Raw genomic sequence first — 25,703 nt, forward strand, 5'->3', positions numbered from 1 at the left:
GACGGAATATGGCAAATAATGTGGCAATATTAGAAAATGATAGAAAACAGTTTATTGTGGTGAAAATCGGTAGTGAACAATATGGAATTGATATCAGTTATGTGGATAATATTGTGCGTATGCAGAAGATTACTAGAGTACCAAAGGCTCAATGCTATTTTAAGGGAATCATTAATTTGCGTGGAGAAATTGTTCCGGTTATGAGTATTCGCACGAAAATGGAATTGGAGCCGGATGAGATTACAGATGCGACCAGAATTATTATCTTAAAAATTGAAGAGATGGGAACATTTGGAATCATTGTGGATGAGGTGAAAGAAGTTGTAACTCTAGGGGAAGAGGAAATTGATAAGGTTGCAAGTTCTAATTCATGTTCAGGAGCAGGTGCAAAGGATACTTTTATCAATGGTGTTGGAAAACATGGAGAGGAATTGATTTCTCTTTTTGATATCAATGCAATTATTGAGGAAAAAGAAAATGCATAAATAGGCTTTTGGAAGAATGAACGGCTGTTGCAGAAGCGTTAAGACGTTAGCAACAGCCTGTTCACAATAAAATAGGGAATGGAGAAGCTATGGCTAAGTTTGATTTAAATCAAGTCAATGATATGTATGTTGACGTATTAAGGGAAATTGGAAATATTGGAGCAGGAAACGCAACTACTGCGATATCCAATATGCTTAATTTAAGAGTGGACATGGACGTGCCCAAGGTTGAACTTTTGAATTTCCAGGAGCTTCCGGCGGCAATTTCAGCAGAAGAAGAGACTATTGCAGGGATTTATCTGGAAGTAGAAAGTGATATTAGTGGAAGTATGATGTTCTTACTGAAGATGGATTCGGCACATTATCTTGTAAATCGTCTTATGGGAAGACCGGATGATTACAATGAAGAATTCAACGAAATGGATTTATCTGCATTGAAGGAAATAGGAAATATTATTTCAGGTTCCTATTTGTCTGCATTGTCTTCTATGACGAATATGTGTATTACATCTTCGGTTCCATATCTGGCAATTGATATGGCAGGAGCAATTTTAAGTGTACCGGCAATTCAGTTTGGGCAGTTTGGAGATAATGCACTTTTAATTGAGACAGAATTTGGTGATGATGTAAAAATTCAGGGATTTTTCATTTTATTACCTGATATTGATTCTTACGATAAAATATTGACATCCTTGGGAATTCAAATATAAGGAGTGTAGGTATATGGCTACAATCAAGGTGGGAATGGCGGACTTAAATATATGTAAGTCACCAGATATGATTACAACGCTGGGTCTTGGGTCATGTATTGGGATAGCCCTGTATGATCCTGTGACCAAAATCGGAGGGCTTGCACATATCATGCTTCCGGATAGTACACAGATGAGAAATAATACCAATATTGCAAAATTTGCTGATACAGGAATTGAAGAATTGGTAAATAGAATGGTAGCAGCGGGAGCTAATAAGAGTAGATTAGTTGCCAAAATAGCTGGTGGAGCCAAGATGTTTGAAGTAAGTGGTCTTTCCGCTATTGGAAATGTTGGAGAAAGAAATGCATTGGCTTCCAAAGAAAAATTAAAGCAATTGGGAATTCCGCTGAAGGCGGAGGATACTGGCTTAAATTATGGACGAACTGTAGAGTTGTATACGGAAACAGGAGAATTTCGTATTAAGTCAGTAGGAAAAACAGTAAAATCAATTTAAAGGATGATGGCATATGAAGACAAAACAAGTGCCTGCAATTATTATGCTGATTGCAGGATTGGTGACTAGTATTGCCGCGATTTTAAGTCACATGGAAACAGCACAGTTCTTAAAAATACTGATTATTGTGTTGATTGTGTTTTACATATTGGGCTGTATTGTAAAAGTGATTTTGGACAAGAACTTCAAGGAAGAGGTAGAAGAAGAGGCCGGGTCGGAGACAGAGGCTGAAGAAAAGGAAGAGTCTGCAGAAGAGACAGAAGAAATACAGGCAGAAGAATAACCTGAACTTGGGGGTTTTGGATGAAAGCAGCAGAAAGAGAAAAATTATGGGAAGAGTTTTTTAAGAATCCGTCAGCAGAACTTAGAGAACAGATTATCATAGAATATGCACCGTTGGTAAAAATTGTTGCTGGACGGTTGAGTATGTATCTAGGTTACAATGTGGAATATGATGATCTGGTGGGTTACGGAATTTTCGGACTGATTGATGCAATTGATAAATTTGACATAAATAAAGAAGTGAAATTTGAAACTTATGCAAGCCTTAGAATACGCGGTTCTATTTTGGATCAAATACGAAAAATGGATTGGATTCCGAGGACTGTGAGACAGAAGCAGAAGAAAATTGATGAGGCAATAAGGAAAATAGAAACGGAAACAGGAAGAAATGCACAGGATGAAGAAATTGCCAGAGAGTTGGGGGTAAGTGAAGAAGAATTAACTAGTTGGCAATCTCAATTAAAGGTGACGAATCTGGTTTCTTTAAACGAGTATGTGGACCAGGGCCTAGAACCAGTTATGGATGCAAGAGGTAATTCGCACTTCGCTCAACCGGAGGATGCTATTGCCGAAGAAGAATTGAAAAAGGTATTGACACAGTCACTTGAGGTATTAACAGAAAAAGAACGTAAAGTAATTACGTTGTATTATTATGAAAATCTTACCCTAAAAGAGATTAGTAATATTCTTGAAGTATCAGAATCTCGTATTTCACAACTTCACACAAAGGCATTAACGAAAATGAAGAAGATTATGGGACCTTATATGGAGATATTAACAGATTAAAGCAGGGAGGGTAATTATGGGAAGTAGAAATGGATATTTTAAACTGAATATGAGGGATGAAGGAGTTTCCCTTATAGTATATTCGCCAAAAGAAGGTGGAAAATCTGTAGATATCAAAGAAGTAATTGCTTATCTGGATAGGAAAAATTATAATAAATACGATTTGAAAGAAGTAAATCGAGCAGTAAATACTATGCAGGAATCAGAAGAAGTCTATATAGGTGAGTGGAATGGGCTTTATGAAAATGAAATGATGGAAGTAAATGTTTCTAGTGATAAGATGTTGGCATTTTGTCGCTTTTATCCGCCATCTAATAATGGTAAACTGTTAACGATGGAAGATATTATCGGCGATTTGAAAATGCAAAAAATAGTGGTTGGAATTGACGATGATGAGATAAAAAAGTTTTTAGAAGAGAGAAAATATTGTACCAATTATATTCTTGCAAAAGGAGTTCCGCCAGTAAATGGAACAGATGCAAAAATTGAGTATTTTTTCAATACGAATCCGAATTTAAAGCCTAAAAAGAATGAAGATGGTACGGTAGATTATCATGAACTGAATACCATTAGTAGGGTAGAAGAGGGACAACTTCTGGCAAAACTTCATGAAGCGGTAAAAGGGCAACCGGGGCAAGATGTATTTGGAGTAGCAATTCCAGCAAGGCAGGAGAAAAACTTAAAATTGGAATTTGGAAATAATATTACTATTTCTGAGGACAAAACAGAAATTTATTCGCAGGTGACAGGTCATGCCAGTTTAGTGCAAGGTAAGGTATTTGTATCTGATGTATACGAAGTGCCGGCTGATGTAGATAATACAACTGGTGATATCACCTATAATGGAAATGTGTCCATAAAGGGAAATGTGAAAAGTGGATTTTCTGTAAAAGCAAAAGGTGATATTATAATAGATGGTGTGGTCGAAGGAGCGATATTGTCAGCCGGTGGACAGATTATTGTAAAACGTGGAATCCATGGAATGAATAAAGGAAAGGTAGAGGCCAAAGGAAATATTATTACCAAGTTCATTGAAAATGCAACGGTTGTATCCGGTGGATTTATTGAAGCGGGATCCATTTTACATAGTCAGGTGTCAGCGGCAAATGAAGTACGCGTAAGTGGAAAAAAAGGCTTTGTAACAGGTGGAGTTATTCGTGCCGCCAGTTTGGTGGAAGCGCAGATTATTGGATCAGATATGGGAACTATAACACGGGTTGAAGTGGGTGTTGACCCAGAGATGAAGGAGCGGTATAATTCTTTGCATAAGCAGATTTTGGATATTGGCAAAGAAATGGAAAAATGGAAACCGATTCTTGTAAACTATAGCGAACGAGTAGCCAAAAAGGAAAAAATCAATCCGGAAACGGTAGTTCAAGTCCAATCAGTTGCTAAGAAATATAAGGAGAAGCAGGAAGAACTTGCAAAAATCCGGGAAGAATTTATTGGAATTCATGAGCAGATTCAATTGGAAACCGGTGCAAAAGTAAAAGTAAATGGAAGCGTATATCAAGGAGTTTCCATTGCGATATCTGATGTCAGCTATAATGTTAAGGGCACTATATCCTATTCAAAATTTGTGAGAGAACAGGGTGAGATTGTAGTGAAGCCGCTATAAAAGGAGTTGATTAGATGTCAATTAGGCCGATTGATTTTAATGGGATGATTCAAAGAACGCAGGATGTTAGTACGCTGAAACAGAATGAGGATAATAAACCATTTCTGGAGCAACAGAATATTCAAACCCAGTTTAGTAAAGAAACGGTGCATCATATGAAACAGGTTACCCATGCAGATGATGCTGGAAATCAGCAGAAACGTTATGATGCCAAGGAAAAAGGTAGCAACGAGTATGTGGGGCAGCAGAAGAAAAAGAAGGAAAAAAAGAAAGATGGAAAGGTGATAGTAAAGTCTGCCAGTAGCGGATTTGATATCAAGATATAGGTAGAAGTTTATGACAGCAATAGAGATTGTTTTAATCGTAATAGGCGTTATCATGATGATTGCCAGTTTCTTTGTAATGGAGAAGCTTTCTAATAGTGAAGTAAATAAGATGGCAGAATTGAGTTCGGCGGAGATACAGCGTATTATGGAACGAAGTATGAAGGATGCTGAACAAAAAATAAATGATAAAATTGACGGTGTGATTGAAGAATCAATAGAACAATCTACAGAACAGGTGGAACGTGCTCTGGATAAGGAAACCAATGAAAAGATAAAAGCAATTAATGAATATTCTGACACAGTGCTGGAATCTATTAACAAAACCCATAATGAGGTTATGTTTTTGTACAGTATGTTGAATGATAAACATTCAGAATTAACGGCATATGCAGGAAAAATTGCACAATTGGCAATTCATTTAGAAGAACTGCAGGAAAATATTGAGCAGACCATAGAAAAATCACAAGAATTTTTAGAACATCCCATAAAGCCAACGGAACCGTCAGAGGAAACTGCAAAAATTATAGAAGAGTTGGAAGAAAAAACAGAACAGCAGGAAAAGGAAAAAAATCAAAAGCAGCAGATTCTTCAGATGCATAAAGATGGAATGGAAGCTGTTGAGATTGCACGGGAACTTAATATGGGTGTTGGTGAGGTTAAACTGATAATAGGATTGTTCAGAGAGGAAGATATGTAATACTATGAAGTTGAAATATTATTTACGGGGACTAGGTGTTGGAATTATCTGCACAGCTATTATTATGGGAATTGCTTTATCTGGAAAAGGGAAAGAAAGGCTGACAGAGGATGAGATTATAGAAAGAGCTAGACTTCTCGGAATGGTCATGGCAGATGAACAAGAAACAGAGATAGAAGAACCAGAAGAATCGGAGAAATCCGAAGGTGCAGAAGAAGATAGTCAAAAAAATCAAGCACAAGATACAGAAGAAAATAATCAGGAAAGTCAAATTCCACAGGTGGAAAATGAAGAACAAGTTGTACCTGAGACGCCAGTAGAGCAGCCGACATCAGAGCCGGAAATAAAGACAATTGAAGTGCTTCCGGGAGAGTATTCGGATGTAGTAAGTCAGAAGTTGTTTGAAGCCGGATTGATTCCGGATGCGGTTGCTTTTAATAAGTACTTGATGGATTCGGGACAAGATCAGAATATTATGGTGGGAGTTCATCAGATTCCTTTAGGAGCAAATCAGGATGAAATTATTAAAATTTTAGGGGAAAAACCACAATAGGTATTGTCAGGAAGTATTTCCTGTGATATAATCTTTGAGGCAAATAATCAAAAAACACATATGTGGATCAAAGAGCCGGTGCCCTATCGGTAGCTTTTTGAGAGGAAGCATATGGAAGAATTTAACCAATGGAGGTAAGAAAAATGGGCGTTATTTCAATGAAACAGTTATTAGAGGCAGGTGTTCATTTTGGACATCAGACAAGAAGATGGAATCCTAAAATGGCTCCATACATCTACACAGAGAGAAATGGTATTTATATCATTGACTTACAGAAATCTGTAGGAAAAGTAGATGAAGCTTATAAGGCAGTTTCCGATATCGCAGCAGAAGGCGGTACAATTCTTTTTGTAGGAACTAAGAAGCAGGCACAGGATGCTATTAAGGCAGAGGCAGAGCGTTGTGGAATGTTCTATGTAAATGAAAGATGGTTAGGAGGTATGCTTACCAACTTCAAGACTATTCAGAGTCGTATTGCAAGATTAAAAGCAATTGAGACAATGGCAGAAGACGGAACATTTGATGTATTACCGAAGAAAGAAGTAATCGCATTAAAGAAAGAATGGGAAAAGTTAGAGAAAAACCTTGGTGGAATTAAGGATATGAAGAAGATTCCAGATGCTATCTTTATTGTAGATCCTAAGAAAGAAAGAATCTGTGTACAGGAAGCACATACTTTAGGAATTCCATTGATTGGTATTTGTGATACAAACTGTGATCCAGAAGAATTGGATTATGTAATCCCAGGTAATGATGATGCTATTCGTGCGGTAAAATTAATCGTTGCTAAAATGGCAGATGCTGTTATCGAAGCAAATCAGGGAACGATTGAAACAGATGAAGCTTATGTAGAAGAGGAAGAAGTTGCAGAAGAAGCATAATCTGTAATATCAGATTTAGAATGATAAGAGGACAGACAGTTTTGCCTGTCCTCAACTATAAGAATGGAATTATTACATGGAGGGAATTGAAATGGCTATTACAGCAGCAATGGTAAAAGAATTAAGAGAAGCAACCGGCGCAGGAATGATGGACTGCAAAAAGGCTTTAAATGAAACAAATGGAGATATGGAAGCCGCAGTTGAATTTTTAAGAAAGAATGGACAGGCAAAGGCAGAGAAAAAAGCTGGAAGAATCGCAGCAGAAGGTCTTTGCGCTGTAGTTATGAAGGATGATAAGACAGCAGCAGTTGTAGAGGTTAACTCTGAGACAGACTTCGTTGCTAAAAATGCAACATTCCAGGAATTTGTAAACTCAGTGGCTGAACAGGCAGTAAATTCTAATGCTGCAGATATTGATGCATTTATGGCAGAAACCTGGAATGCAGATAACAGCAAAACTGTAAAAGATGCATTAGTAGAAAAGGTAGCAGTAATTGGTGAAAATCTTACAATTAGAAGATTTGAAAAAGTTGTTGCAGAAAATGGATGTGTTGTTTCTTACGTACATGGTGGCGGAAGAATTGGTGTTGTTGTTGAGGCAGAAACTACAGCTGTTAACGATAACGTAAAAGAAGCATTGGCTAATATCGCAATGCAGATTGCTGCTTTAAATCCAAAATATGTTTCTGAAAATGAAATTAGTGATGAATATAAGAAACATGAAGAAGAAATTCTTCGAGCACAGATTATGAATGATCCAAAAGAATCTCAGAAGCCAGAAAAGGTAATTGATGGTATGATTAAGGGTCGTTTAAATAAAGAATTTAAAGAAATTTGTTTGTTAGATCAGGTATACGTAAAAGCAGAAGATGGAAAGCAAACTGTTGGAAAATATTTAGAGCAGGTATCTAAAGAAGCAGGCGCTCCAGTAAGCGTTAAGAGATTTGTTCGTTTCGAAACCGGAGAAGGAATCGAAAAGAAAGAAGAAGATTTCGCAGCAGAGGTTGCAGCACAGTTAAAATAGTAAATGGTAAAATAAAAGGGACATCTTGAAGTATATCAAGATGTCTCTTTTTGCAGTATCTCTTCCAATTGAATTTTCAGAATATTTCGAAAAAAACAAAAAGAAATAGTACATATTTTTTCGCATTTTTTTAATGCGTTTTAAGAAAAATGTGTTACAATATCTTGGGAGGGTAATACATGGAAGATAAAACAAGTAGTGGATTGCGTGAACAGCGTTTGCGCCGTAGACGGATTAATCGGATGAAGAGCACTATCGTAATGACATTGGCACTGTGGGTTTTGTTGTCGATGATATTGATAGTAGTTTTACTGATAAAGTTATTTTCGTTGGAACATAAAGTGGACAAGATAGCGGAGTCAATGATTTCGGTAGAACAGATAGCGGAAGGTAAAGATACTAAGGGCGCTTCATTGCCGGATGAGGAACCACAGGTAGATGCATCAGTACCGCAGGAAGATGGTTCGGAGATAATAGGAAATGATAATACAGATGCAGTGAATGTACAGAACCAGATGGATATGGAAAACCAAAAGGTAGAGGGACAGACGCAGAAAGTATATCTTACTTTTGATGATGGACCAAGTGAGAATACAGCAAAAATTTTGGATATTTTGAAAGAAAAGAATGTAAAGGCAACTTTTTTTGTGATTGGCAAGGAAGATGAAGAGTCGAGAGCTCTTTATCAGAGAATTGTTGCGGAAGGGCACACTTTGGGAATGCATTCATTTTCTCATAAATATAGTGTGATTTATGATTCTCTTGAGGCGTTTGAAGAGGATGTAAATCATCTACGCAGTTATCTAGCAGAGATAACTGGCGAGGAACCGGATATTATACGTTTTCCGGGAGGAAGTAGTAATCAGGTGAGCAATACAGATATGACAGAGTTTATTCATTATCTGAATCAAGAAGGTATTACCTATTATGATTGGAATGTTGCAAGTGGAGATGCTACCAGTCAGGCATATACAGCTGATGAATTGGTGCAGAATGTTATAACAGATGTGGAAAAGTATGACACATCTATTGTGTTAATGCACGATGCTGCTACAAAAGGGACTACTGTGGATGCACTTGGTCCTATGATAGACCAGTTACAGACAATGGGCGTTGAGTTGTTGCCTATTGATGAAAATACAAAGCCGATTCAGCATATACCAGCTGACAGCGTAAACTAAAATAAAAATATGGAGGTACATATATGAGTTTTTTTAAGGATTTTAAGGATGATCTTTCACAGGCAGTAAATGAATTGATGCCAGGAGAGGAATTAAAGGAAGAAGAAAAGAAAGAAGGACAGGAACAGCCAGATGAGGTTGTAAATACATTAGAGCAGGAAGTTGATGTAAAGTCTGAACTTCAAAAATTAGAAGGACTTTTTGAAAAGGTAGAAGAGCCGGAAGAAACATTAGAAAATGTAATTGAGAAGAATCAGAAAGAAGAAGCAGCAAAGGCTGAAAAAGAAGAACTCAAACAGGAGGAAAAGACTGTGAATAATGAAACAATGCAAAAGGAAGTGTCTGATGAAGTGACTATTATTACAGAGGGAACATCTCTGACAGGTAATTTAGAATCTACAGGTTCTTTCGAATTAAGAGGAAAGATTGAGGGAAATGTTCGTTGTAATGGAAAGATGACTGTTACAGGAAGTATTAAGGGTAATTCCGATGCAGCTGAATTTTTCGCAGATGCGGCAAAGGTTGAAGGAGAAATTACTACAACAGGAACTGTAAAAATTGGTCTTGGTTCTGTTGTGATTGGTAATATTTCTGCTACTAGTGCAGTAATTGCAGGTGCTATTAAAGGTGATATTGATGTGCAGGGACCTGTTGTTGTAGATACCTCTGCAGTTGTTATGGGAAATATTAAGTCTCGTTCTGTACAGATTAATAATGGTGCAGTTATTGAAGGTTTCTGTTCTCAGTGCTATGCAGATGTAGATGTAAACAGCCTTTTCGATGAAAAGAAGGGTTTATAGAATGAAAAGAATATTATTAAAGTTGAGTGGTGAAGCCTTAGCTGGTGAGAAACATACTGGTTTTGATGAGGCTACAGTAACTGTAGTAGCAAAGCAGGTAAAGCAACTTGTGGATGCAGGGACAGAGGTTGGTATTGTTATCGGTGGAGGAAATTTCTGGAGAGGAAGAACCAGTGAAACTATTGATAGAACAAAAGCAGACCAGATAGGGATGCTGGCAACAGTTATGAATTGTATTTATGTGTCTGAAATATTCCGTTCTATTGGAATGAAGACACAGGTATTAACACCGTTTGAATGTGGTTCTTTTACAAAATTATTTTCTAAGGATAGAGCGAATAAGTATTTTGCAAGAGGAATGGTATGCTTTTTTGCAGGTGGTACGGGACATCCGTATTTTTCAACAGATACAGCTACTGTTTTGCGTGCAATAGAGATTGAGGCAGAAGGGATTCTGTTAGCAAAGGCAATTGATGGCGTTTATGACAGTGATCCAAAGGTGAATCCAAATGCAGTAAAATATGATGAAGTGTCTATTCAAGAAGTAATTGATAAGAAGCTTGCGGTAGTAGATTTGACGGCTTCAATTATGTGTATGGAAAATAAAATGCCGATGTATGTATTCGGACTGAATGAAGAGAACAGTATTGTAAAAGCAATGAACGGTCAGTTCTCAGGAACAAAGGTTACCGTTTAAACAGAATATCAATATAATCTTTGGAGGATTTTTTTATGGATGAAAGATTACAGCAGTATGATAATAAGATGCAGAAATCACTTCAAAACTTATTAGAGGAGTTCGGTTCTATCCGTGCAGGACGTGCGAACCCTCATGTACTGGATAAAATTAAAGTGGACTATTATGGAACACCAACAGGAATTCAGCAAGTAGCTAATGTTTCTGTTCCGGAGCCTCGTATGATACAGATTCAACCATGGGAAGCAAGCATGGTACGTGAGATTGAAAAAGCGATTATGGGATCTGATTTGGGAATTAATCCAACAAATGATGGAAAAGTGATTCGTCTTGTATTCCCTGAGTTAACAGAGGAACGTAGAAAAGAATTGGCGAAGGATGTTAAGAAAAAAGGCGAAAATGCTAAAGTAGCTGTTCGTAATATTCGAAGAGATGCAAATGATGCATTGAAGAAACTTGGAAAATCAAATGAAGTTTCAGAAGATGAAGTGAAGCAGTTAGAAGACGAAGTACAGAAGTTGACAGATAAGTATATTGTCAAAGTAGACAAAGCGGTAGAAGAGAAGTCAAAAGAAATTCTTACCGTATAAGGTTTCAGGGGACATGACGTTAGTTCGTGTCCTTTTTGAAATCATAGGGATATAGGAGGTGGAAAAATGAATGTTCCACAGCATATAGCAATTATTTTGGATGGAAATGGACGATGGGCAAAGCAACATGGAATGCCACGAAATTTTGGACATACGCAGGGAGCAAAGAATGTGGAAACAATTTGTCGAGAAGCGTGGAATTTAGGCGTGAAATATTTGACGGTATATGCTTTTTCTACAGAGAATTGGAGCAGACCAAGGGAAGAAGTAGATGCGTTGATGAAGCTTTTGCGTAATTATATGAAGAACTGTGTTAAGACAGCAGAGAAGAATCATATGAGAGTCCGTATTATTGGTGATAAGACAGGTCTGGACGAGGATATTCAAGAAAGTATTGCGCGGTTAGAGGAATCTTCCAAAGATCATGATGGATTAAATTTTCAGATTGCAATTAATTACGGAAGTAGAGACGAGATGCTTCGTGGCATGAGAAAGATGCTTCAGGACTATAAAGAAGATAAATTTTCTTTGAATGAACTAAATGAAACAAAGTTTCAGAGTTATCTGGATACGGCTGATATACCGGATCCGGATTTGTTAATCCGTACCAGTGGAGAACAAAGGATATCTAATTATCTGTTGTGGCAGCTGGCATATACGGAATTATATTTTACCAATGTGCCATGGCCGGATTTTACAAAAGAGGAATTAGTAAAAGCCATTGAAGACTATAATAGTAGAGACAGACGCTATGGTGGGATAAAGGAGGAATAACCTTGTTTAAAACACGTTTATTAAGTGGAATCGTATTGGTGGCGGTAGCGCTTGCCTTGATTATTACAGGAGGAAACGTGCTGTTGGCAGGACTTACGATTATTTCACTGATTGGAGTATTTGAACTTTATCGAGTATTTTATATAGAAAAAACTCTGGTTGGAGTAGTGGGATACGCAGCAGTTCTTATATATTATGCTAATTTGTTATGGAATTTCATACCAGATATGATGATGTTCGTATTAGGAGTTCTGGTGGTATTTATGACAGTATATGTATTTTCTTTTCCGAAATATAAGGCAGACCAGATTTTTGCAGGATTTTTAGGCATTTTTTATGTTGCAGTTATGCTTTCCTGTATTTATCAGACCAGAGAACTTTCAGCGGGAACTTATATTGTATGGCTGATTTTCCTATGTTCTTGGGGATGTGATACTTGTGCCTATTGTGTGGGAATGCTAATTGGCAAGCATAAGATGGCACCAGAGTTAAGTCCAAAGAAATCTGTAGAAGGAGCTGTAGGAGGTGTGCTGGGAGCAGCATTACTTACTGCAATATATGGACTTGTTTTTCAAAAACAGATGGAATTGTCTACAGAATATATTTTTGTCTTAGCAGGAATCAGTGCGATAGGAGCTTTGATTTCTATGATAGGAGATTTGGCAGCATCTGCTATTAAACGTAATTATGACATTAAAGATTATGGGAAACTGATACCGGGACATGGTGGAATCTTGGATCGCTTTGACAGTGTGATTTTTACGGCACCGATTATTTATTATCTTGCATTGTATTTAATATAAACAGAGGTTAGTTATGAAGAAAATTGCGTTATTAGGGTCTACTGGTTCCATTGGTACGCAAACTTTGGAGGTAGTTAGAGAACAGGGCGATATTCAAGTGGTTGCGATGGCGGCCGGGAAAAATATTCGTCTTCTGGAACAGCAGGTACGGGAATTTCAGCCGAAACTTGTATCTGTCTGGGAAGAAAAAGATGCCAGCGCTTTGCGGGAAAGTCTGCGGGATATGGAAGTGCAGGTAGTATATGGAATGGAAGGACTTCTGGAGGTCGCGGTAGTACCGGAAGCAGAGATATTGGTTACGGCAATTGTGGGAATGCTTGGAATACGTCCTACTATAGCGGCAATTGAAGCGGGAAAGAACATTGCTCTTGCAAATAAAGAAACGTTGGTTACAGCGGGACATTTGATTATGCCGCTGGCAGCTGAAAAAGGAGTTTCTATTTTACCGGTGGATAGTGAGCATAGTGCTATTTTTCAGTCTTTAAACGGAGAAAAAAATAACAGAATTCATAAGATTCTATTAACGGCTTCCGGTGGTCCTTTTCGTGGCAAAAAGCGAGAAGAACTTATAAATGTTCAGGTAGAAGATGCCTTAAAACATCCAAATTGGTCAATGGGAAGAAAGATTACTATTGATTCGGCGACCCTTGTAAACAAAGGATTGGAAGTTATGGAGGCAAAATGGCTATTTAATGTGGAATTAGAACAGATTCAAGTAGTGGTTCACCCACAGAGTGTGATACATTCCATGGTAGAATATGAAGATGGGGCAGTAATTGCACAGCTTGGAACACCGGATATGCGTCTTCCAATACAATACGCTCTTTATTATCCGAATCGAAGAAATTTATCAGGAGAAAAACTGGATTTTTACCAATTGTCAAATTTGACTTTTGAAGAACCGGATATAGAGACTTTTACAGGACTTAAGCTTGCCTTTCAGGCAATGAAGCAGGGAGGAAATATTCCGACTGTATATAATGCAGCGAATGAAAGGGCCGTAGCGTTGTTTTTGAATCGAAAAATATCATTTCTGGAAATACCAGAAATCATAAATGCATGTATGGAAAATAGTAAATACGTAAAACATCCTAACGTAGAGGAAATTCTGGCGACAGAGGCAGAAACTTATGCATTTATAGAGAGCAGGTGGTAACGTGAAAATTATAATTGCAATTTTAATATTCAGTATCATTATTTTATTTCATGAATTGGGACATTTTCTTTTAGCAAAGAAAAACGGTGTCAGAGTAAATGAATTTTGTCTGGGATTGGGACCAACATTGTTTGGGATTACCAAAGGAGAGACAAAGTATTCCATAAAACTGTTGCCTTTTGGTGGAGCTTGTATGATGGAGGGGGAAGATGGAGAAAGCTCTGATGAAGGAGCTTTCAACAATAAGTCTGTCTGGGCACGTATTAGTGTAGTGGCAGCAGGCCCTATTTTTAATTTTATCATGGCTTGGGTATTTGCCTTAATTATTATGATTTGTGTAGGATTTGATAAACCAGTGCTTACTGATGTAATAGATGGATATCCGGCACAAGAGGCGGGAATGCAGGCAGGAGATGAAATTATATCAATTAACGGGAGAAAAATTCATTTTTACCGCGAAGTAAGTATGTATTCTTTTTTTCATGCAGGCGAAGAAGCAACGGTAGTTTTTGAGCGAGATGGAAAACAAATGGAAGTTACAATAACGCCTAAACTGGATGAAGAGTCTGGTAGTTATTTATATGGTTTTACCGGTTCTTCAGCAAGACAGCGTGGAAGTGCAGGAGAGACCATTACACATAGTTTTTATGAGGTGAAATATTGGATAAACTATACTGTAGATAGCTTGAAATACCTAGTAAGCGGAAAAGCCAGTGTAAATCAGTTGAATGGTCCGGTAGGTCTTGTTAAAAATATTGGTGATGTTTATGAGCAAAGTAAAGATAGCGGTGGATTGTATTTAGCACTTTTGAGTATGCTTAATATGTGCATCTTTATTTCTGCAAACCTTGGTGTTATGAATTTGCTCCCAATTCCAGCCTTAGATGGAGGAAGATTGGTGTTCCTAATTATTGAGGCAATTCGTGGAAAGCGTGTGGACCCGGAAAAGGAAGGTATGGTTCATTTTGTGGGGCTGATGTTGCTTATGGCACTGATGGTATTTGTTATGTTTAATGATATCCGTAATATCCTTTAGGAGAAGCATATGGAAACGAGTATAGTAAGAAAAAAAACAAAAGAAATACAGATTGGTAATAAGAAAATCGGTGCAGGTAATCCTGTTTTGATTCAGTCTATGACAAATACAAAGACAGAAGATGTGAAAGGAACCATAGACCAGATTCAACGTCTCACTTCCGCCGGATGTGACATTATCCGTTGTGCTGTTCCTACGATGGAGGCAGCAGAGGCATTAGAAGAGATTAAAAAGGGAATTACGATTCCGTTGGTGGCAGATATTCATTTCGATTATCGTCTTGCTATTGCAGCTATGGAGCACGGTGCGGATAAGATTCGCATTAATCCGGGAAATATTGGTTCTAAAGAGAAGATAAAAGCTGTTATTGACGTGGCGAAGGAACGTAATATTCCGATTCGTGTAGGAGTAAATAGTGGTTCCTTGGAGAAGAATCTGGTAGAAAAATACAATGGTGTTACAGCAGAAGGCATTGTAGAAAGTGCATTGGACAAGGTACATATGATTGAGGATATGGGCTATGATAATTTGGTGATTAGCATCAAATCGTCCGATGTTTTGATGTGCGTGAAAGCGCATGAACTGATTGCCGATAAAACAGATTACCCCTTACATGTAGGGATTACGGAGTCCGGAACTGTTACTAGCGGAAATATTAAATCTGCCATGGGACTTGGAATGATTCTGGGACAGGGAATCGGTGATACCATAAGAGTATCCTTAACAGGAGATCCTTTGGAAGAAATCAAGTCTGCCAAGATTATTTTGAGAACGTTGGGACTTCGCAAAGGTGGAATTGAAGTGGTATCCTGTCCGACTTGTGGAAGAACCCAAATAGATTTAATTGGTCTTGCAAATCAGGTAGAAAATATGGTGGCAGATATTCCATTGGACTTAAAGGTTGCGGTCATGGGATGTGTGGTAAATGGACCAGGAGAAGCCAGAGAAGCCGATATTGGAATTGCAGGTGGAATTGGTGAAGGATTGCTTATTAAGCATGGAGAAGTATATAAAAAAGTAAAAGAAGAAGAGTTGTTAGAGGCTCTTAGATACGAGTTGTTACATTGGAGTGAATAAAATGAGTAAGCTGTTTTTTGATGTTTTTCCGGAACTTAAGGTGAATCAGGATATGGAGAAGCTATTGGCAGATGTGGAGGTGACAAAGGTTTCCACGAATAGCCAGCGAAACCATCTTCGAGTATATCTGTTAAGTACCAGACTGATTTGGAAAAGTAATATTTTCCATTTGGAAAATAACATCAAGAAACAGCTTTTTCCGCATCATGATGTTTCTGTAAAAATTATTGAAAAATATCAGTTGTCCGGACAATATAATCCTAAGAAATTGATGGATGTATACAAAGACAGTATTTTAGAAGAATTTCGGGCATACAGCCTTTTGACCTATAATGTTCTGCGGATGGCACAGATGGATTTTCCGGAAGAAAATAGGATGATACTTACTCTGGAAGATTCCGTCATCGCAAGGCAGAGATCAGAAGAAGTAGTACAGATTTTGGAGAAAATTATTTGTGAACGATGCGGCATGGATGTGAATATTCAGGTAGAATATGCTGAACCCAAAGAGAAGAAATACAAGAAAAATAGTGATATTCAGATAGAAAACGAAGTTAAGAGTATTGTAAGTCAATCTTCTCTGTCAAAGGAAAAGCAGCCGGAGGAAGAGAATATACAGGAACTGCCGGTGGAGAATTGTGGAGAGGCAGCACCGTTTTCACCAGATTCTGTTGTATTGGAGGCAGCACCTATTCCAGAGAAGAAAGAAGAGAAAAAAGAATCACCAAAGAGTGGATTTCAAAAAGGCGGCTTTAAGAAGGGTGGATTTTCAGGAGGAGCAGGAGGCGGATTTAAAAGATCTGATAATCCTGATGTGGTATATGGAAGAGACTTCGAGGAAGAGACCATTGCTATCAAAGAGATTCTGGGTGAAATGGGTGAAGTGGTAATTCGAGGTCAGATTTTAAGTTTGGAAACAAGAGAAATCCGAAATGAGAAAACGATTATCATGTTTGCCATTACTGATTTTACAGATACCATTATGGTAAAAATGTTTTCAAAGAACGAGTTCGTACCGGATATTACAGCAGAGGTAAAAAAAGGCGCCTTTCTAAAGATAAAGGGTGTCACCACAATTGATAAGTTTGATGGAGAACTTACGATTGGCTCTATTGCGGGAATTAAAAAAATACCGGATTTTACGTCTACAAGAATGGATAATAGCCCTCAGAAACGAGTAGAACTGCATTGTCATACAAAAATGAGTGATATGGATGGAGTTTCCGAGGTAAAGGATATTATTAAGCGTGCTATGAAGTGGGGGCATAAAGCGATTGCTGTTACGGATCATGGTGATGTACAGGCCTTCCCGGATGCGAATCATGCGATTTCACCAGAGGATGATTTTAAAGTAATCTACGGGGTGGAAGCATATCTGGTAGATGATTTGAAAAGTATCATTGAGAATCCAAAAGGACAAAGTCTGGATGATACTTATGTGGTATTTGATTTAGAAACTACAGGATTTAGTCCTTTGAATAATAAAATTATTGAAATTGGGGCAGTTAAAGTAGTTGGTGGAAAAATTACAGAGCGTTTTTCTACTTTTGTTAATCCGGAAGTGCCGATTCCATTTAAGATTGAAGAATTAACCAGTATTCGAGATGACATGGTATTGGATGCACCCAAAATAGAGGAAGCTTTGCCTGAATTTCTGAAGTTTTGTGAAGGGGCAATTATGGTGGCCCACAATGCTGGGTTTGATATGAGCTTTATCAGTAAGAATTGTGAACGGCAAGGGTTAGAATGTGAATATACGATTATTGATACGGTAGCATTGGCAAGAGTGCTGCTTCCGCAATTAAACCGTTTTAAGTTGGACACAGTGGCAAAAGCGTTAAAAATATCTTTGGACAACCATCACCGTGCGGTTGATGATGCAGCATGTACTGCTGAGATTTTTGTGAAATTCATTGAAATGCTAAAAGAACGTGGTATTGAGACGTTGGAACAGGTCAATGAAATGGGAAGTACTTCCGTTGATAATATTAAAAAATTACCATCTCATCATGCGATTATTTTGGCTTTAAATGATACAGGAAGGATTAATATGTATCGGTTGGTTTCAGAGTCTCATTTAACCTATTATCATAGGCAACCCAGAATTCCGAAAAGTGAGTTCTTGAAACATAGGGAAGGATTAATGATAGGTTCTGCTTGTGAAGCAGGAGAGTTATATCAGGCAATTTTGCGTGGAGGTTCTGAAGAAGAAATAGCACGCTTGGTACGTTTTTATGATTATTTGGAAATACAGCCCCTTGGAAATAATGCATTTATGCTGCGGGGAGATAACCCTACGGTAGCTTCGGAAGAAGAATTGAAGGATATTAATCGGAAAATTGTTAAGTTGGGAGAACAGTTTAATAAGCTGGTAGTTGCAACCTGTGATGTACATTTTCTGGATCCGGAAGATGAGGTATACCGTCGGATTATTATGGCAGGAAAGGGATTTAAGGATGCAGATGACCAAGCACCGCTTTTCTTGCGAACAACAGAAGAAATGCTGGAAGAATTTGCTTATCTTGGCAGTGAAAAAGCAGAAGAAGTGGTTATTACGAATCCCAACAAAATAGCAGATATGTGTGAAAAAATTGCACCCGTAAGACCTGATAAATGTCCGCCGGTTATTGAAAATTCAGATCAGATGTTAAGAGATATCTGCTACAATAAGGCGCATGAAATATATGGAGAAAATTTGCCGGATATTGTATATGAGCGTCTGGAAAGAGAATTGAATTCCATTATATCCAATGGATATGCCGTAATGTATATTATTGCACAAAAGTTGGTGTGGAAGTCTAATGAGGATGGGTATCTGGTAGGTTCCCGTGGTTCGGTAGGTTCTTCTTTTGTAGCAACTATGTCAGGTATCACAGAGGTAAATCCATTGTCACCGCATTATTATTGTCCGGAGTGTCATTTCTATGACTTTGATTCACCAGAGGTAAAGGCATTCAGTGGCAGAGCTGGTTGTGATATGCCGGACCGGAAGTGCCCGAACTGTGGAGCAGACTTGAAGAAGGAAGGATTTGATATCCCATTTGAAACATTCTTGGGATTTAAGGGAAACAAAGAGCCGGATATTGACTTAAACTTTTCAGGAGAATATCAAAGTAAGGCCCATGCTTATTGTGAAGTTATTTTTGGATATGGACAGACCTTCCGTGCCGGAACAATTGGTACACTGGCAGATAAAACAGCATTCGGCTATATTAAGAATTATTATGAGGAGCGCGGAGTCAGAAAAAGAAATTGTGAGATAGATCGTATTGTACAAGGGTGCGTGGGAGTTAGAAGAACTACCGGACAGCATCCGGGAGGAATTGTTGTTCTTCCGGTGGGAGAGGAAATCAACACGTTTACGCCAGTACAGCATCCTGCAAACGATATGACTACAGCCACAATAACGACGCATTTTGACTATCACTCTATTGACCACAATTTGTTAAAACTTGATATTCTTGGACACGACGATCCAACCATGATTCGTATGTTGGAAGATTTAACAGGAATTGATGCGCAAAAGATTCCGTTGGATGACAAGAAGGTCATGTCGCTGTTTCGGAGTACAGAAGCACTTGGCATTGCACCGGAGGATATTGGTGGATGTCCATTGGGCTCTCTTGGAATTCCTGAGTTTGGTACAGACTTTGTTATTCAAATGTTAATTGATACACAGCCGCAATCCTTTTCTGATTTGATTCGTATTTCGGGATTATCTCATGGTACGGATGTATGGTTGGGAAATGCTCAGACATTGATTGAAGAAGGAAAGGCAACCATTTCTACTGCAATCTGTACCCGTGACGATATTATGATTTATTTGATTAATATGGGAATTGAGAGTGAACTTTCCTTTACTATTATGGAAAGTGTTCGAAAGGGAAAAGGATTAAAGCCGGAATGGGAAGAAGTTATGATAGAACATGGAGTACCGGATTGGTATATCTGGTCTTGTAAGAAAATTAAGTACATGTTCCCAAAAGCCCATGCGGCAGCATACGTTATGATGGCATGGCGTATTGCATATTGTAAGGTATATCATCCATTGGCATATTATGCAGCTTACTTTAGTATTCGTGCAACAGCATTTAATTATGAGTTGATGTGCCAAGGAAAGGATAAGTTGAGCTATTTTATGGCGGATTACGAACGCCGTAAGGATATTCTGAGTAAAAAAGAACAGGATACTTATAAGGATATGAAAATTGTTCAGGAAATGTATGCCAGAGGGTTTGAGTTTTTACCAGTGGATTTGTTTGTGGCGAAGGCTCATGCATTCCAGATTATAGACGGAAAGCTGATGCCATCTTTAGATTCTATCGAAGGACTGGGAGATAAAGCAGCAGATGCGGTGGTAGAAGCTACGAAAGATGGAAAATTTCTATCCAAGGATGATTTCCGCCAGCGAACCAAGGTATCCAAAACAGTGATTGACTTAATGGATGACCTTGGAATTCTGGGAGACTTACCTGAATCAAATCAGTTATCCTTGTTTGACTTTTAGTAGTTATTCGTTCTCAAATGTAAATTTTTCTACGTTAATAGCTTCGTTGGTTGGGGTTTGGAAAAATTCATCCTGATTTCTGAAATTTCGGAAATATACATAATTGGAAGTGATGTTAATATCAGAGTAGATACCTTCTGCAATTACTTCCTCTTTGGATGAAGCATCCAGACCTTTCCGGCAGAGCTCATATATTTCATTATCTATATCAGCTTTCTGATAATAAACATAGTCGCCATAGACATTATAGCAGTCTATCCGGCATTCTGAAATATCTGTTTTTTCCTGACTATTTTTTTCTATTCTGGTAAGATGATAGTCGTTAGTGCAATCCATAAAATAAATATAGGAACCATCATCAATAGGATTCCAACAATTTCCCTCATAGAGAAGGGAAGAGGTATCACTTGCCGAATTCCATGACCAAATGTTGTGATTTGAGTCTAAGCCATTATAGCATAGTGTTCCATTTGCGGCAGGAGAAAGCAGAAGAGGAGAAGAATTTAGTTTCTGTTTTTCTGTACCATCTATTTTTACTTTGTACAAGGTAGAAGCAGTTTCTTTATCATAGTGTATGTAATAAATGTAATTCCCGGATAATGCAGCATAGAGAGAGGGGTCATTATCTAAGATAACGCTTTGTTTGCCATTGTGATTTATTCGACATAGGCTGTTGGCAGCATATGTGATAAAAGCAAACGAGGAATCAGAACGTGATTTTTTTAAATTATCACGAACATAGTAAACATAGTTATCGTCAGCATTGATAAAAGAGACTTTGTCTGTACATAACTGGTGAGCTTCTGTTCCCTGAGGAGTCATTTCATAAAGGCTATAGTCATCATAGGGATTGGAGAAATACACCATACCATTATGCTCACAGAATAGTCCGGCATTGTAATAATTTCCGGCAGTATTTCCGGAAACATTTGTAGGATTGAAACGAGTGCGGTTTTGTAAGTGGAAAAAAATAGAAATACCAATAATTATCAAAATAACGATAATAATTAATATCCAGATAAAACGCTTTGTACTTTTTTTCATAAGAATCCCCCTCTTCCTTTTTATAAATTAATAGTATTATATATTTTTTAAGAAAAACATGCAACATCAATATACAGAGAAAATAAAAGTAAAATAAAAGTAAAATCAAGTGGAAAACTTGTTTTTCGTCGGTAGTTGTTATATTATAATAGAAAACACTTTAAGGATGTGACGTATGAAAGATTTAATAAAGATTAGAGAAGAAATTGATAAAATAGACAGCGAGATTATAGAATTATATGAAAAACGTATGGAATTGACTACAGAGGTAGCGGAATATAAAATTTCAACCGGGAAACAGGTACTGGATAAAAAAAGAGAAAATGAAAAATTAGACAGAGCAGAAGCGCAGGTACGGGATGAGAAGAACCGTTATGGAGTAAGAGAACTGTTTGAACAGATTATGGCTATGAGCCGTAAGCGGCAGTATCAGCTTTTGGTTAGTCAGGGCCTTGGCGAAAAGATAGAGTTTGAGCGGGTAGACAAACTTCCTTTTGAAAATGGTAAAATCGTATATCAAGGAGTAGAGGGGGCTTATAGCCAGATTGCAATGCAGGAATATTTTGGAAAGGATGTCGACAGCTTTCATGTAGATACCTGGAGAGATGCCATGGAAGCAATTAAAAATGGAGAAGCAGATTATGCGGTACTTCCCATTGAAAATTCTTCTGCCGGAATTGTAAGTGAGAATTATGATTTGTTGGTAGAATACGAACACTACATAGCAGCAGAGCAGACGGTTAAGGTAGAAAGTGCTTTGTTGGGAGTGCCGGGAGCAGAAATGTCTGATATTACTTGCGTCTATTCTCATCCGCAATCCTTTTTACAAAGTGTAGATTTTTTGAATGAGCATAAAGATTGGGAACAGATTCGTCTGATTAATAATGCAGTTTCAGCTAAAAAAGTTAGTGAAGAGGGGAAGAAGAATCAGGCGGCAATTGCAAGTCCTATCAATGCGGAACTTTATGGACTTAAGATTTTAAAAGAACGGGTAAATTACAGTGCAGAAAATAGCACGCGTTTTATTATTGTAACAGGGAAAAAGGTTTATACCAAAGATGCAAATAAAATAAGTATTTGTTTTGAAATTCCACATGAAAGTGGGTCTTTGTATCGTATGTTGTCTCATTTTATTTTCAATAACATCAATATGGTGAAGATTGAATCACGTCCGATAAAGGACAAGAGCTTTGAGTATCGTTTCTTTGTAGAGTTTGAAGGGAAACTTACAGATGGGGCTGTGCAAAATGCGTTAAAAGGATTAAGTGAAGAGGCAAGTGCTGTAAAGATATTAGGAAATTATTAGATAAAGAGGTTATAGAAATGAAAAGCACAAAGGATTTGATTTTATATAAGGAATTCGATTCAGAAGAGGTATTCTATGATGTTACATGGATTATAGAAAATTATGAGAATGACTATTACAACAAAGAAGATGTAAGAGCATTGTGGTACGAATGTTTTCATGAATTGATAGAATTGTCGGCAAGTCATGGATTTGAAGGAAATCTTTGGCATAATTACCTAACCTATCTTTTGGTAAATAACGAAAATGCCTATAGTAAGGCATGCGAGATTAAGGGGAAAGTAGAAGGAAGTATTAATCAATTGGCATTGCATGATTTCGGTATTTTTAGAGAATTATTTGAATTTGATTTAAAGCAGATAGAAGTTGTACTGGGAACAGATTGTATGCCGATTTTGGAGAACTACACCAGAACAGAAGGAACCGGAAAGATTTTTAATCATCGTATCCGAGACCGTATTTGTAATTTGAGCAGACGTTTGGAAGAAACAGAAAGTGCAGAAGAATTTAAGGATGCAGTGACTGAGTTTTATAAGGACTTTGGAGTAGGAAAACTTGGACTGCATAAGGCATTCCGCATTGAACATGGTGAACAGGAAGCAAAGATTGTACCAATTACCAATATTGCACATGTACATCTTGATGACCTGGTAGGATATGAACTTGCAAAACAAAAACTCATTGATAATACAGAGGCTTTTGTAAATGGAAAGCAGGCAAATAACTGCCTGATGTTTGGTGATGCAGGAACTGGAAAGTCTACCAGTATTAAGGCAATTATCAATCAATATTACGACCAGGGATTGCGTATGATTGAGGTGTACAAGCATCAGTTTCAGGATTTGAATTCAGTAATTGCACAAATTAAGAATCGAAATTATAAATTTATCATATATATGGATGATTTGTCTTTCGAAGAATTTGAAATCGAATACAAATATTTGAAAGCAGTGATTGAAGGAGGTTTGGAGAAAAAGCCGGATAATGTGCTGATTTATGCAACTTCCAACAGACGACATCTGGTGCGTGAAAAATTCAGTGATAAAGAGGAACATAATGATGACTTACATACCAATGATACGGTGCAAGAAAAATTGTCATTGGTGGCAAGGTTTGGCGTTACCATTTACTTTGGTGCTCCAAATAAGAAAGAATTCCAGAATATTGTAAAGACTCTGGCGAAGAAATATCAGGTTCATCTGCCAGAAGAAGAACTTCTGGCAGAAGCGAATAAATGGGAATTGAGTCATGGTGGATTGTCAGGAAGAACAGCGCAGCAGTTTATCAATTACTTACTCGGCAAGCAATGACTTAGCCGATAAGAGAAAGGAACAGACAATGAAAATCACAACATTTGCAGCAATTTACATTGGTTCTTATGAAGTTAGTTTAAAGGTATTTGAAATTTCTGCCCGTAGGAAAATACGCCCTATTGATTATGTGCGAAGCAGGGTGGAATTAGGCAGGGATGCCTATACCAAAGGAATTATTGGATATGAATTGGTAGAGGAACTCTGTGATGTATTGAAGGAATTTCATACCATTATGGAAGGATATAAGGTAGATGCTTATGAAGCATATGCAGGAAATGTTATTCGTGATGTAAGTAATGAATTGTTTATTTTGGATCAGATTCGTCTTCGTACCCAGTTGAAGGTAACCGTGCTCAGTAACTCGGAGCATCGGTTTATGGGCTATAAGTCTCTGGCAGCCATGCCTGAATTTGAAGAGATGATACAAAAGGGGGCAGCTGTTGTAGATGTAGGTGGTGGCAGCATGCAGATTACTTTGTTCTGGAAAGGAAATGCCATTACTACTCAGCATATTGTACTGGGAATTATGCGTATCCGTGAAAAATTGTCCGGTATCGAGAATTTAGTTTCTCATTACGAAAATCAGATACAGGAATTGATTGATAAAGAACTGGAGATTTTTAAACGATTATATTTGCCGAAAAAGGACATAAAATATGTCATTGTAATGGGAGATTATATTAGCGAAATTGTAAAAGGGGTATCAAAAAAAGAAGCAGACGGAAGTATTGAGACAGAACGTTTTGTAAAACTTTTGAATAAGTTGAATAAAAAATCTCCGGAAGAAATTGCAAAGGAACTGAATCTCACAAATGAACATGACCAGTTGATTCTTCCTTCTGTAGTATTATATAAGCGTTTGGCAGAGGCTGTAAATGCACCGTATATCTGGGTACCTGGAGTAAATATCAGCGATGGTATTGTCTATGATTATGCAGAAAAGCATAATATGATTCGTTACGAACATGATTTTGATGAAGATGTTCTTTCCGCAGCGCGAAATTTGTCAGAACGTTATCAAGGCTATTCCACTCATACAGAGGCAGTAATGAATATGACGGGAACTATTTTTGATGCTATGAAAAAGGTACATGGGATGAAGAATAGAGAGAGACTTTTGTTGCAGACAGCGGCTATGCTTCATGACTGTGGAAGATACATAAGTTTAGTGAATCAGGGGGAATGTTCCTATCAGATTATTATGGCATCTGAAATTATCGGCATGACGCATTTGGAACGGGAAATTGTAGCAAGTACAGTAAAATATAATTCTCAACCATTGCCGCCTTATGAACAGATGATGGATAAGATGGATCAGGAGAGTTATATGATTGTGGCAAAGTTAGCAGCTATATTGAAAATTGCCAATGCCATGGACCGGAGTCATAAAGAGAAGTTTAAAAATGTGAAAGCAGTTTTGCGTGAAAAAGAGTTGCTTATTACTGTTGAAGCAATGGAAAGTATTGTGCTGGAAAAGGGATTATTCTCTACTTATGCAGATTCCTTTGAAGAAATTTTTAGTGTAAAACCAACGATAAAAGAAAAGAGAGTTTTCCAATAA

At 37.6% G+C, this 25,703-nt stretch carries 25 protein-coding genes; 24 read left to right on the forward strand and 1 reads right to left on the reverse strand.

The features are described 5' to 3' along the window. The first annotated feature begins 8 nt into the window (after positions 1 to 8). The 21 genes from BIV20_RS06770 (at position 9) to BIV20_RS06870 (ending at position 20,479) form a co-directional block, all read left to right on the forward strand. A complete protein-coding gene (locus BIV20_RS06770) occupies positions 9 to 485 on the forward strand; it encodes a chemotaxis protein CheW (RefSeq protein ID WP_075719375.1) in 477 nt (158 codons plus the stop codon). A gap of 89 nt (positions 486 to 574) precedes the next feature. After that, positions 575 to 1,195, forward strand: a complete 621-nt coding sequence (locus BIV20_RS06775) for a chemotaxis protein CheC (RefSeq protein ID WP_075719377.1) — start codon at positions 575 to 577, stop codon at positions 1,193 to 1,195. 13 nt (positions 1,196 to 1,208) lie between these two features. Next, positions 1,209 to 1,691 (forward strand): chemotaxis protein CheD, encoded by a 483-nt coding sequence (locus BIV20_RS06780; RefSeq protein ID WP_075719379.1) that lies wholly within the window; start codon positions 1,209 to 1,211, stop codon positions 1,689 to 1,691. A gap of 13 nt (positions 1,692 to 1,704) precedes the next feature. Then, positions 1,705 to 1,974, forward strand: a complete 270-nt coding sequence (locus tag BIV20_RS06785; protein WP_075719381.1) for a hypothetical protein — start codon at positions 1,705 to 1,707, stop codon at positions 1,972 to 1,974. Positions 1,975 to 1,994: 20 nt separating this feature from the next. Beyond that, positions 1,995 to 2,759, forward strand: coding sequence for a FliA/WhiG family RNA polymerase sigma factor (locus BIV20_RS06790; protein ID WP_075719383.1), 765 nt, complete (start codon positions 1,995 to 1,997; stop codon positions 2,757 to 2,759). Between the two features lie 16 nt (positions 2,760 to 2,775). After that, positions 2,776 to 4,377 (forward strand): DUF342 domain-containing protein, encoded by a 1,602-nt coding sequence (locus BIV20_RS06795; protein WP_075719385.1) that lies wholly within the window; start codon positions 2,776 to 2,778, stop codon positions 4,375 to 4,377. A 14-nt stretch (positions 4,378 to 4,391) separates the two neighbouring features. After that, on the forward strand, positions 4,392 to 4,703 hold the full coding sequence (locus BIV20_RS06800) for a hypothetical protein (RefSeq protein WP_075719387.1): 312 nt from the start codon (positions 4,392 to 4,394) through the stop codon (positions 4,701 to 4,703). 10 nt (positions 4,704 to 4,713) lie between these two features. After that, on the forward strand, positions 4,714 to 5,400 hold the full coding sequence (locus BIV20_RS06805) for a DUF6115 domain-containing protein (RefSeq protein WP_075719389.1): 687 nt from the start codon (positions 4,714 to 4,716) through the stop codon (positions 5,398 to 5,400). Between the two features lie 4 nt (positions 5,401 to 5,404). Continuing rightward, positions 5,405 to 5,953, forward strand: a complete 549-nt coding sequence (locus BIV20_RS06810) for a hypothetical protein (protein WP_075719391.1) — start codon at positions 5,405 to 5,407, stop codon at positions 5,951 to 5,953. Positions 5,954 to 6,096: 143 nt separating this feature from the next. Beyond that, positions 6,097 to 6,834 (forward strand): 30S ribosomal protein S2, encoded by a 738-nt coding sequence (gene rpsB / locus BIV20_RS06815; protein ID WP_075719393.1) that lies wholly within the window; start codon positions 6,097 to 6,099, stop codon positions 6,832 to 6,834. 91 nt (positions 6,835 to 6,925) lie between these two features. Further along, a complete protein-coding gene (gene tsf, locus BIV20_RS06820) occupies positions 6,926 to 7,858 on the forward strand; it encodes a translation elongation factor Ts (RefSeq protein WP_075719395.1) in 933 nt (310 codons plus the stop codon). A gap of 179 nt (positions 7,859 to 8,037) precedes the next feature. Next, positions 8,038 to 9,039, forward strand: a complete 1,002-nt coding sequence (locus BIV20_RS06825) for a polysaccharide deacetylase family protein (protein ID WP_075719397.1) — start codon at positions 8,038 to 8,040, stop codon at positions 9,037 to 9,039. 23 nt (positions 9,040 to 9,062) lie between these two features. Next, positions 9,063 to 9,839 (forward strand): polymer-forming cytoskeletal protein, encoded by a 777-nt coding sequence (locus tag BIV20_RS06830; protein ID WP_075719399.1) that lies wholly within the window; start codon positions 9,063 to 9,065, stop codon positions 9,837 to 9,839. Position 9,840: 1 nt separating this feature from the next. Continuing rightward, entirely contained in the window at positions 9,841 to 10,536 is a 696-nt protein-coding gene (gene pyrH, locus BIV20_RS06835) for a UMP kinase (protein ID WP_075719401.1), read from the forward strand. A gap of 35 nt (positions 10,537 to 10,571) precedes the next feature. After that, positions 10,572 to 11,126: a ribosome recycling factor gene (frr, locus tag BIV20_RS06840; protein ID WP_075719403.1), complete on the forward strand. Its 555-nt coding sequence runs from the start codon at positions 10,572 to 10,574 to the stop codon at positions 11,124 to 11,126. Positions 11,127 to 11,192: 66 nt separating this feature from the next. Continuing rightward, positions 11,193 to 11,900, forward strand: a complete 708-nt coding sequence (locus BIV20_RS06845; RefSeq protein ID WP_075719405.1) for an isoprenyl transferase — start codon at positions 11,193 to 11,195, stop codon at positions 11,898 to 11,900. A 2-nt stretch (positions 11,901 to 11,902) separates the two neighbouring features. Next, positions 11,903 to 12,703, forward strand: coding sequence for a phosphatidate cytidylyltransferase (locus BIV20_RS06850; RefSeq protein ID WP_075719407.1), 801 nt, complete (start codon positions 11,903 to 11,905; stop codon positions 12,701 to 12,703). 13 nt (positions 12,704 to 12,716) lie between these two features. Beyond that, the gene (gene dxr, locus BIV20_RS06855; RefSeq protein ID WP_075719409.1) at positions 12,717 to 13,859 is read left to right on the forward strand and encodes a 1-deoxy-D-xylulose-5-phosphate reductoisomerase; all 1,143 of its coding nucleotides are present in this window, start codon (positions 12,717 to 12,719) and stop codon (positions 13,857 to 13,859) included. Between the two features lies 1 nt (position 13,860). Next, positions 13,861 to 14,895: an RIP metalloprotease RseP gene (rseP, locus tag BIV20_RS06860; protein ID WP_075719411.1), complete on the forward strand. Its 1,035-nt coding sequence runs from the start codon at positions 13,861 to 13,863 to the stop codon at positions 14,893 to 14,895. A gap of 9 nt (positions 14,896 to 14,904) precedes the next feature. Further along, on the forward strand, positions 14,905 to 15,972 hold the full coding sequence (ispG, locus tag BIV20_RS06865) for a flavodoxin-dependent (E)-4-hydroxy-3-methylbut-2-enyl-diphosphate synthase (RefSeq protein WP_083655124.1): 1,068 nt from the start codon (positions 14,905 to 14,907) through the stop codon (positions 15,970 to 15,972). A 1-nt stretch (position 15,973) separates the two neighbouring features. Continuing rightward, on the forward strand, positions 15,974 to 20,479 hold the full coding sequence (locus tag BIV20_RS06870; protein ID WP_075719413.1) for a PolC-type DNA polymerase III: 4,506 nt from the start codon (positions 15,974 to 15,976) through the stop codon (positions 20,477 to 20,479). A 3-nt stretch (positions 20,480 to 20,482) separates the two neighbouring features. Here the strand turns inward: BIV20_RS06870 and BIV20_RS06875 are convergent, their stop codons facing one another. Next, the gene (locus tag BIV20_RS06875; protein WP_075719415.1) at positions 20,483 to 21,523 is read right to left on the reverse strand and encodes a DUF5050 domain-containing protein; all 1,041 of its coding nucleotides are present in this window, start codon (positions 21,521 to 21,523) and stop codon (positions 20,483 to 20,485) included. Between the two features lie 175 nt (positions 21,524 to 21,698). On the opposite strand from BIV20_RS06875, the gene BIV20_RS06880 reads away from it, so the two are divergent. From BIV20_RS06880 to BIV20_RS06890, 3 genes are read left to right on the forward strand one after another with little or no spacing between them, the layout of a single operon-like run. After that, entirely contained in the window at positions 21,699 to 22,829 is a 1,131-nt protein-coding gene (locus tag BIV20_RS06880) for a bifunctional chorismate mutase/prephenate dehydratase (RefSeq protein ID WP_075719417.1), read from the forward strand. Positions 22,830 to 22,846: 17 nt separating this feature from the next. After that, positions 22,847 to 24,139 carry an ATP-binding protein gene (locus BIV20_RS06885; RefSeq protein ID WP_075719419.1) on the forward strand — a complete coding sequence of 431 codons (1,293 nt, stop codon included), beginning with the start codon at positions 22,847 to 22,849 and terminating at the stop codon, positions 24,137 to 24,139. After that, positions 24,078 to 25,703: a Ppx/GppA phosphatase family protein gene (locus tag BIV20_RS06890; RefSeq protein WP_242939797.1), complete on the forward strand. Its 1,626-nt coding sequence runs from the start codon at positions 24,078 to 24,080 to the stop codon at positions 25,701 to 25,703. The genes BIV20_RS06885 and BIV20_RS06890 overlap by 62 nt, the downstream gene beginning before the upstream one ends.

Origin of the sequence: Roseburia sp. 499, assembly GCF_001940225.2 — a bacterium.
Taxonomy (GTDB): domain Bacteria; phylum Bacillota; class Clostridia; order Lachnospirales; family Lachnospiraceae; genus Petralouisia.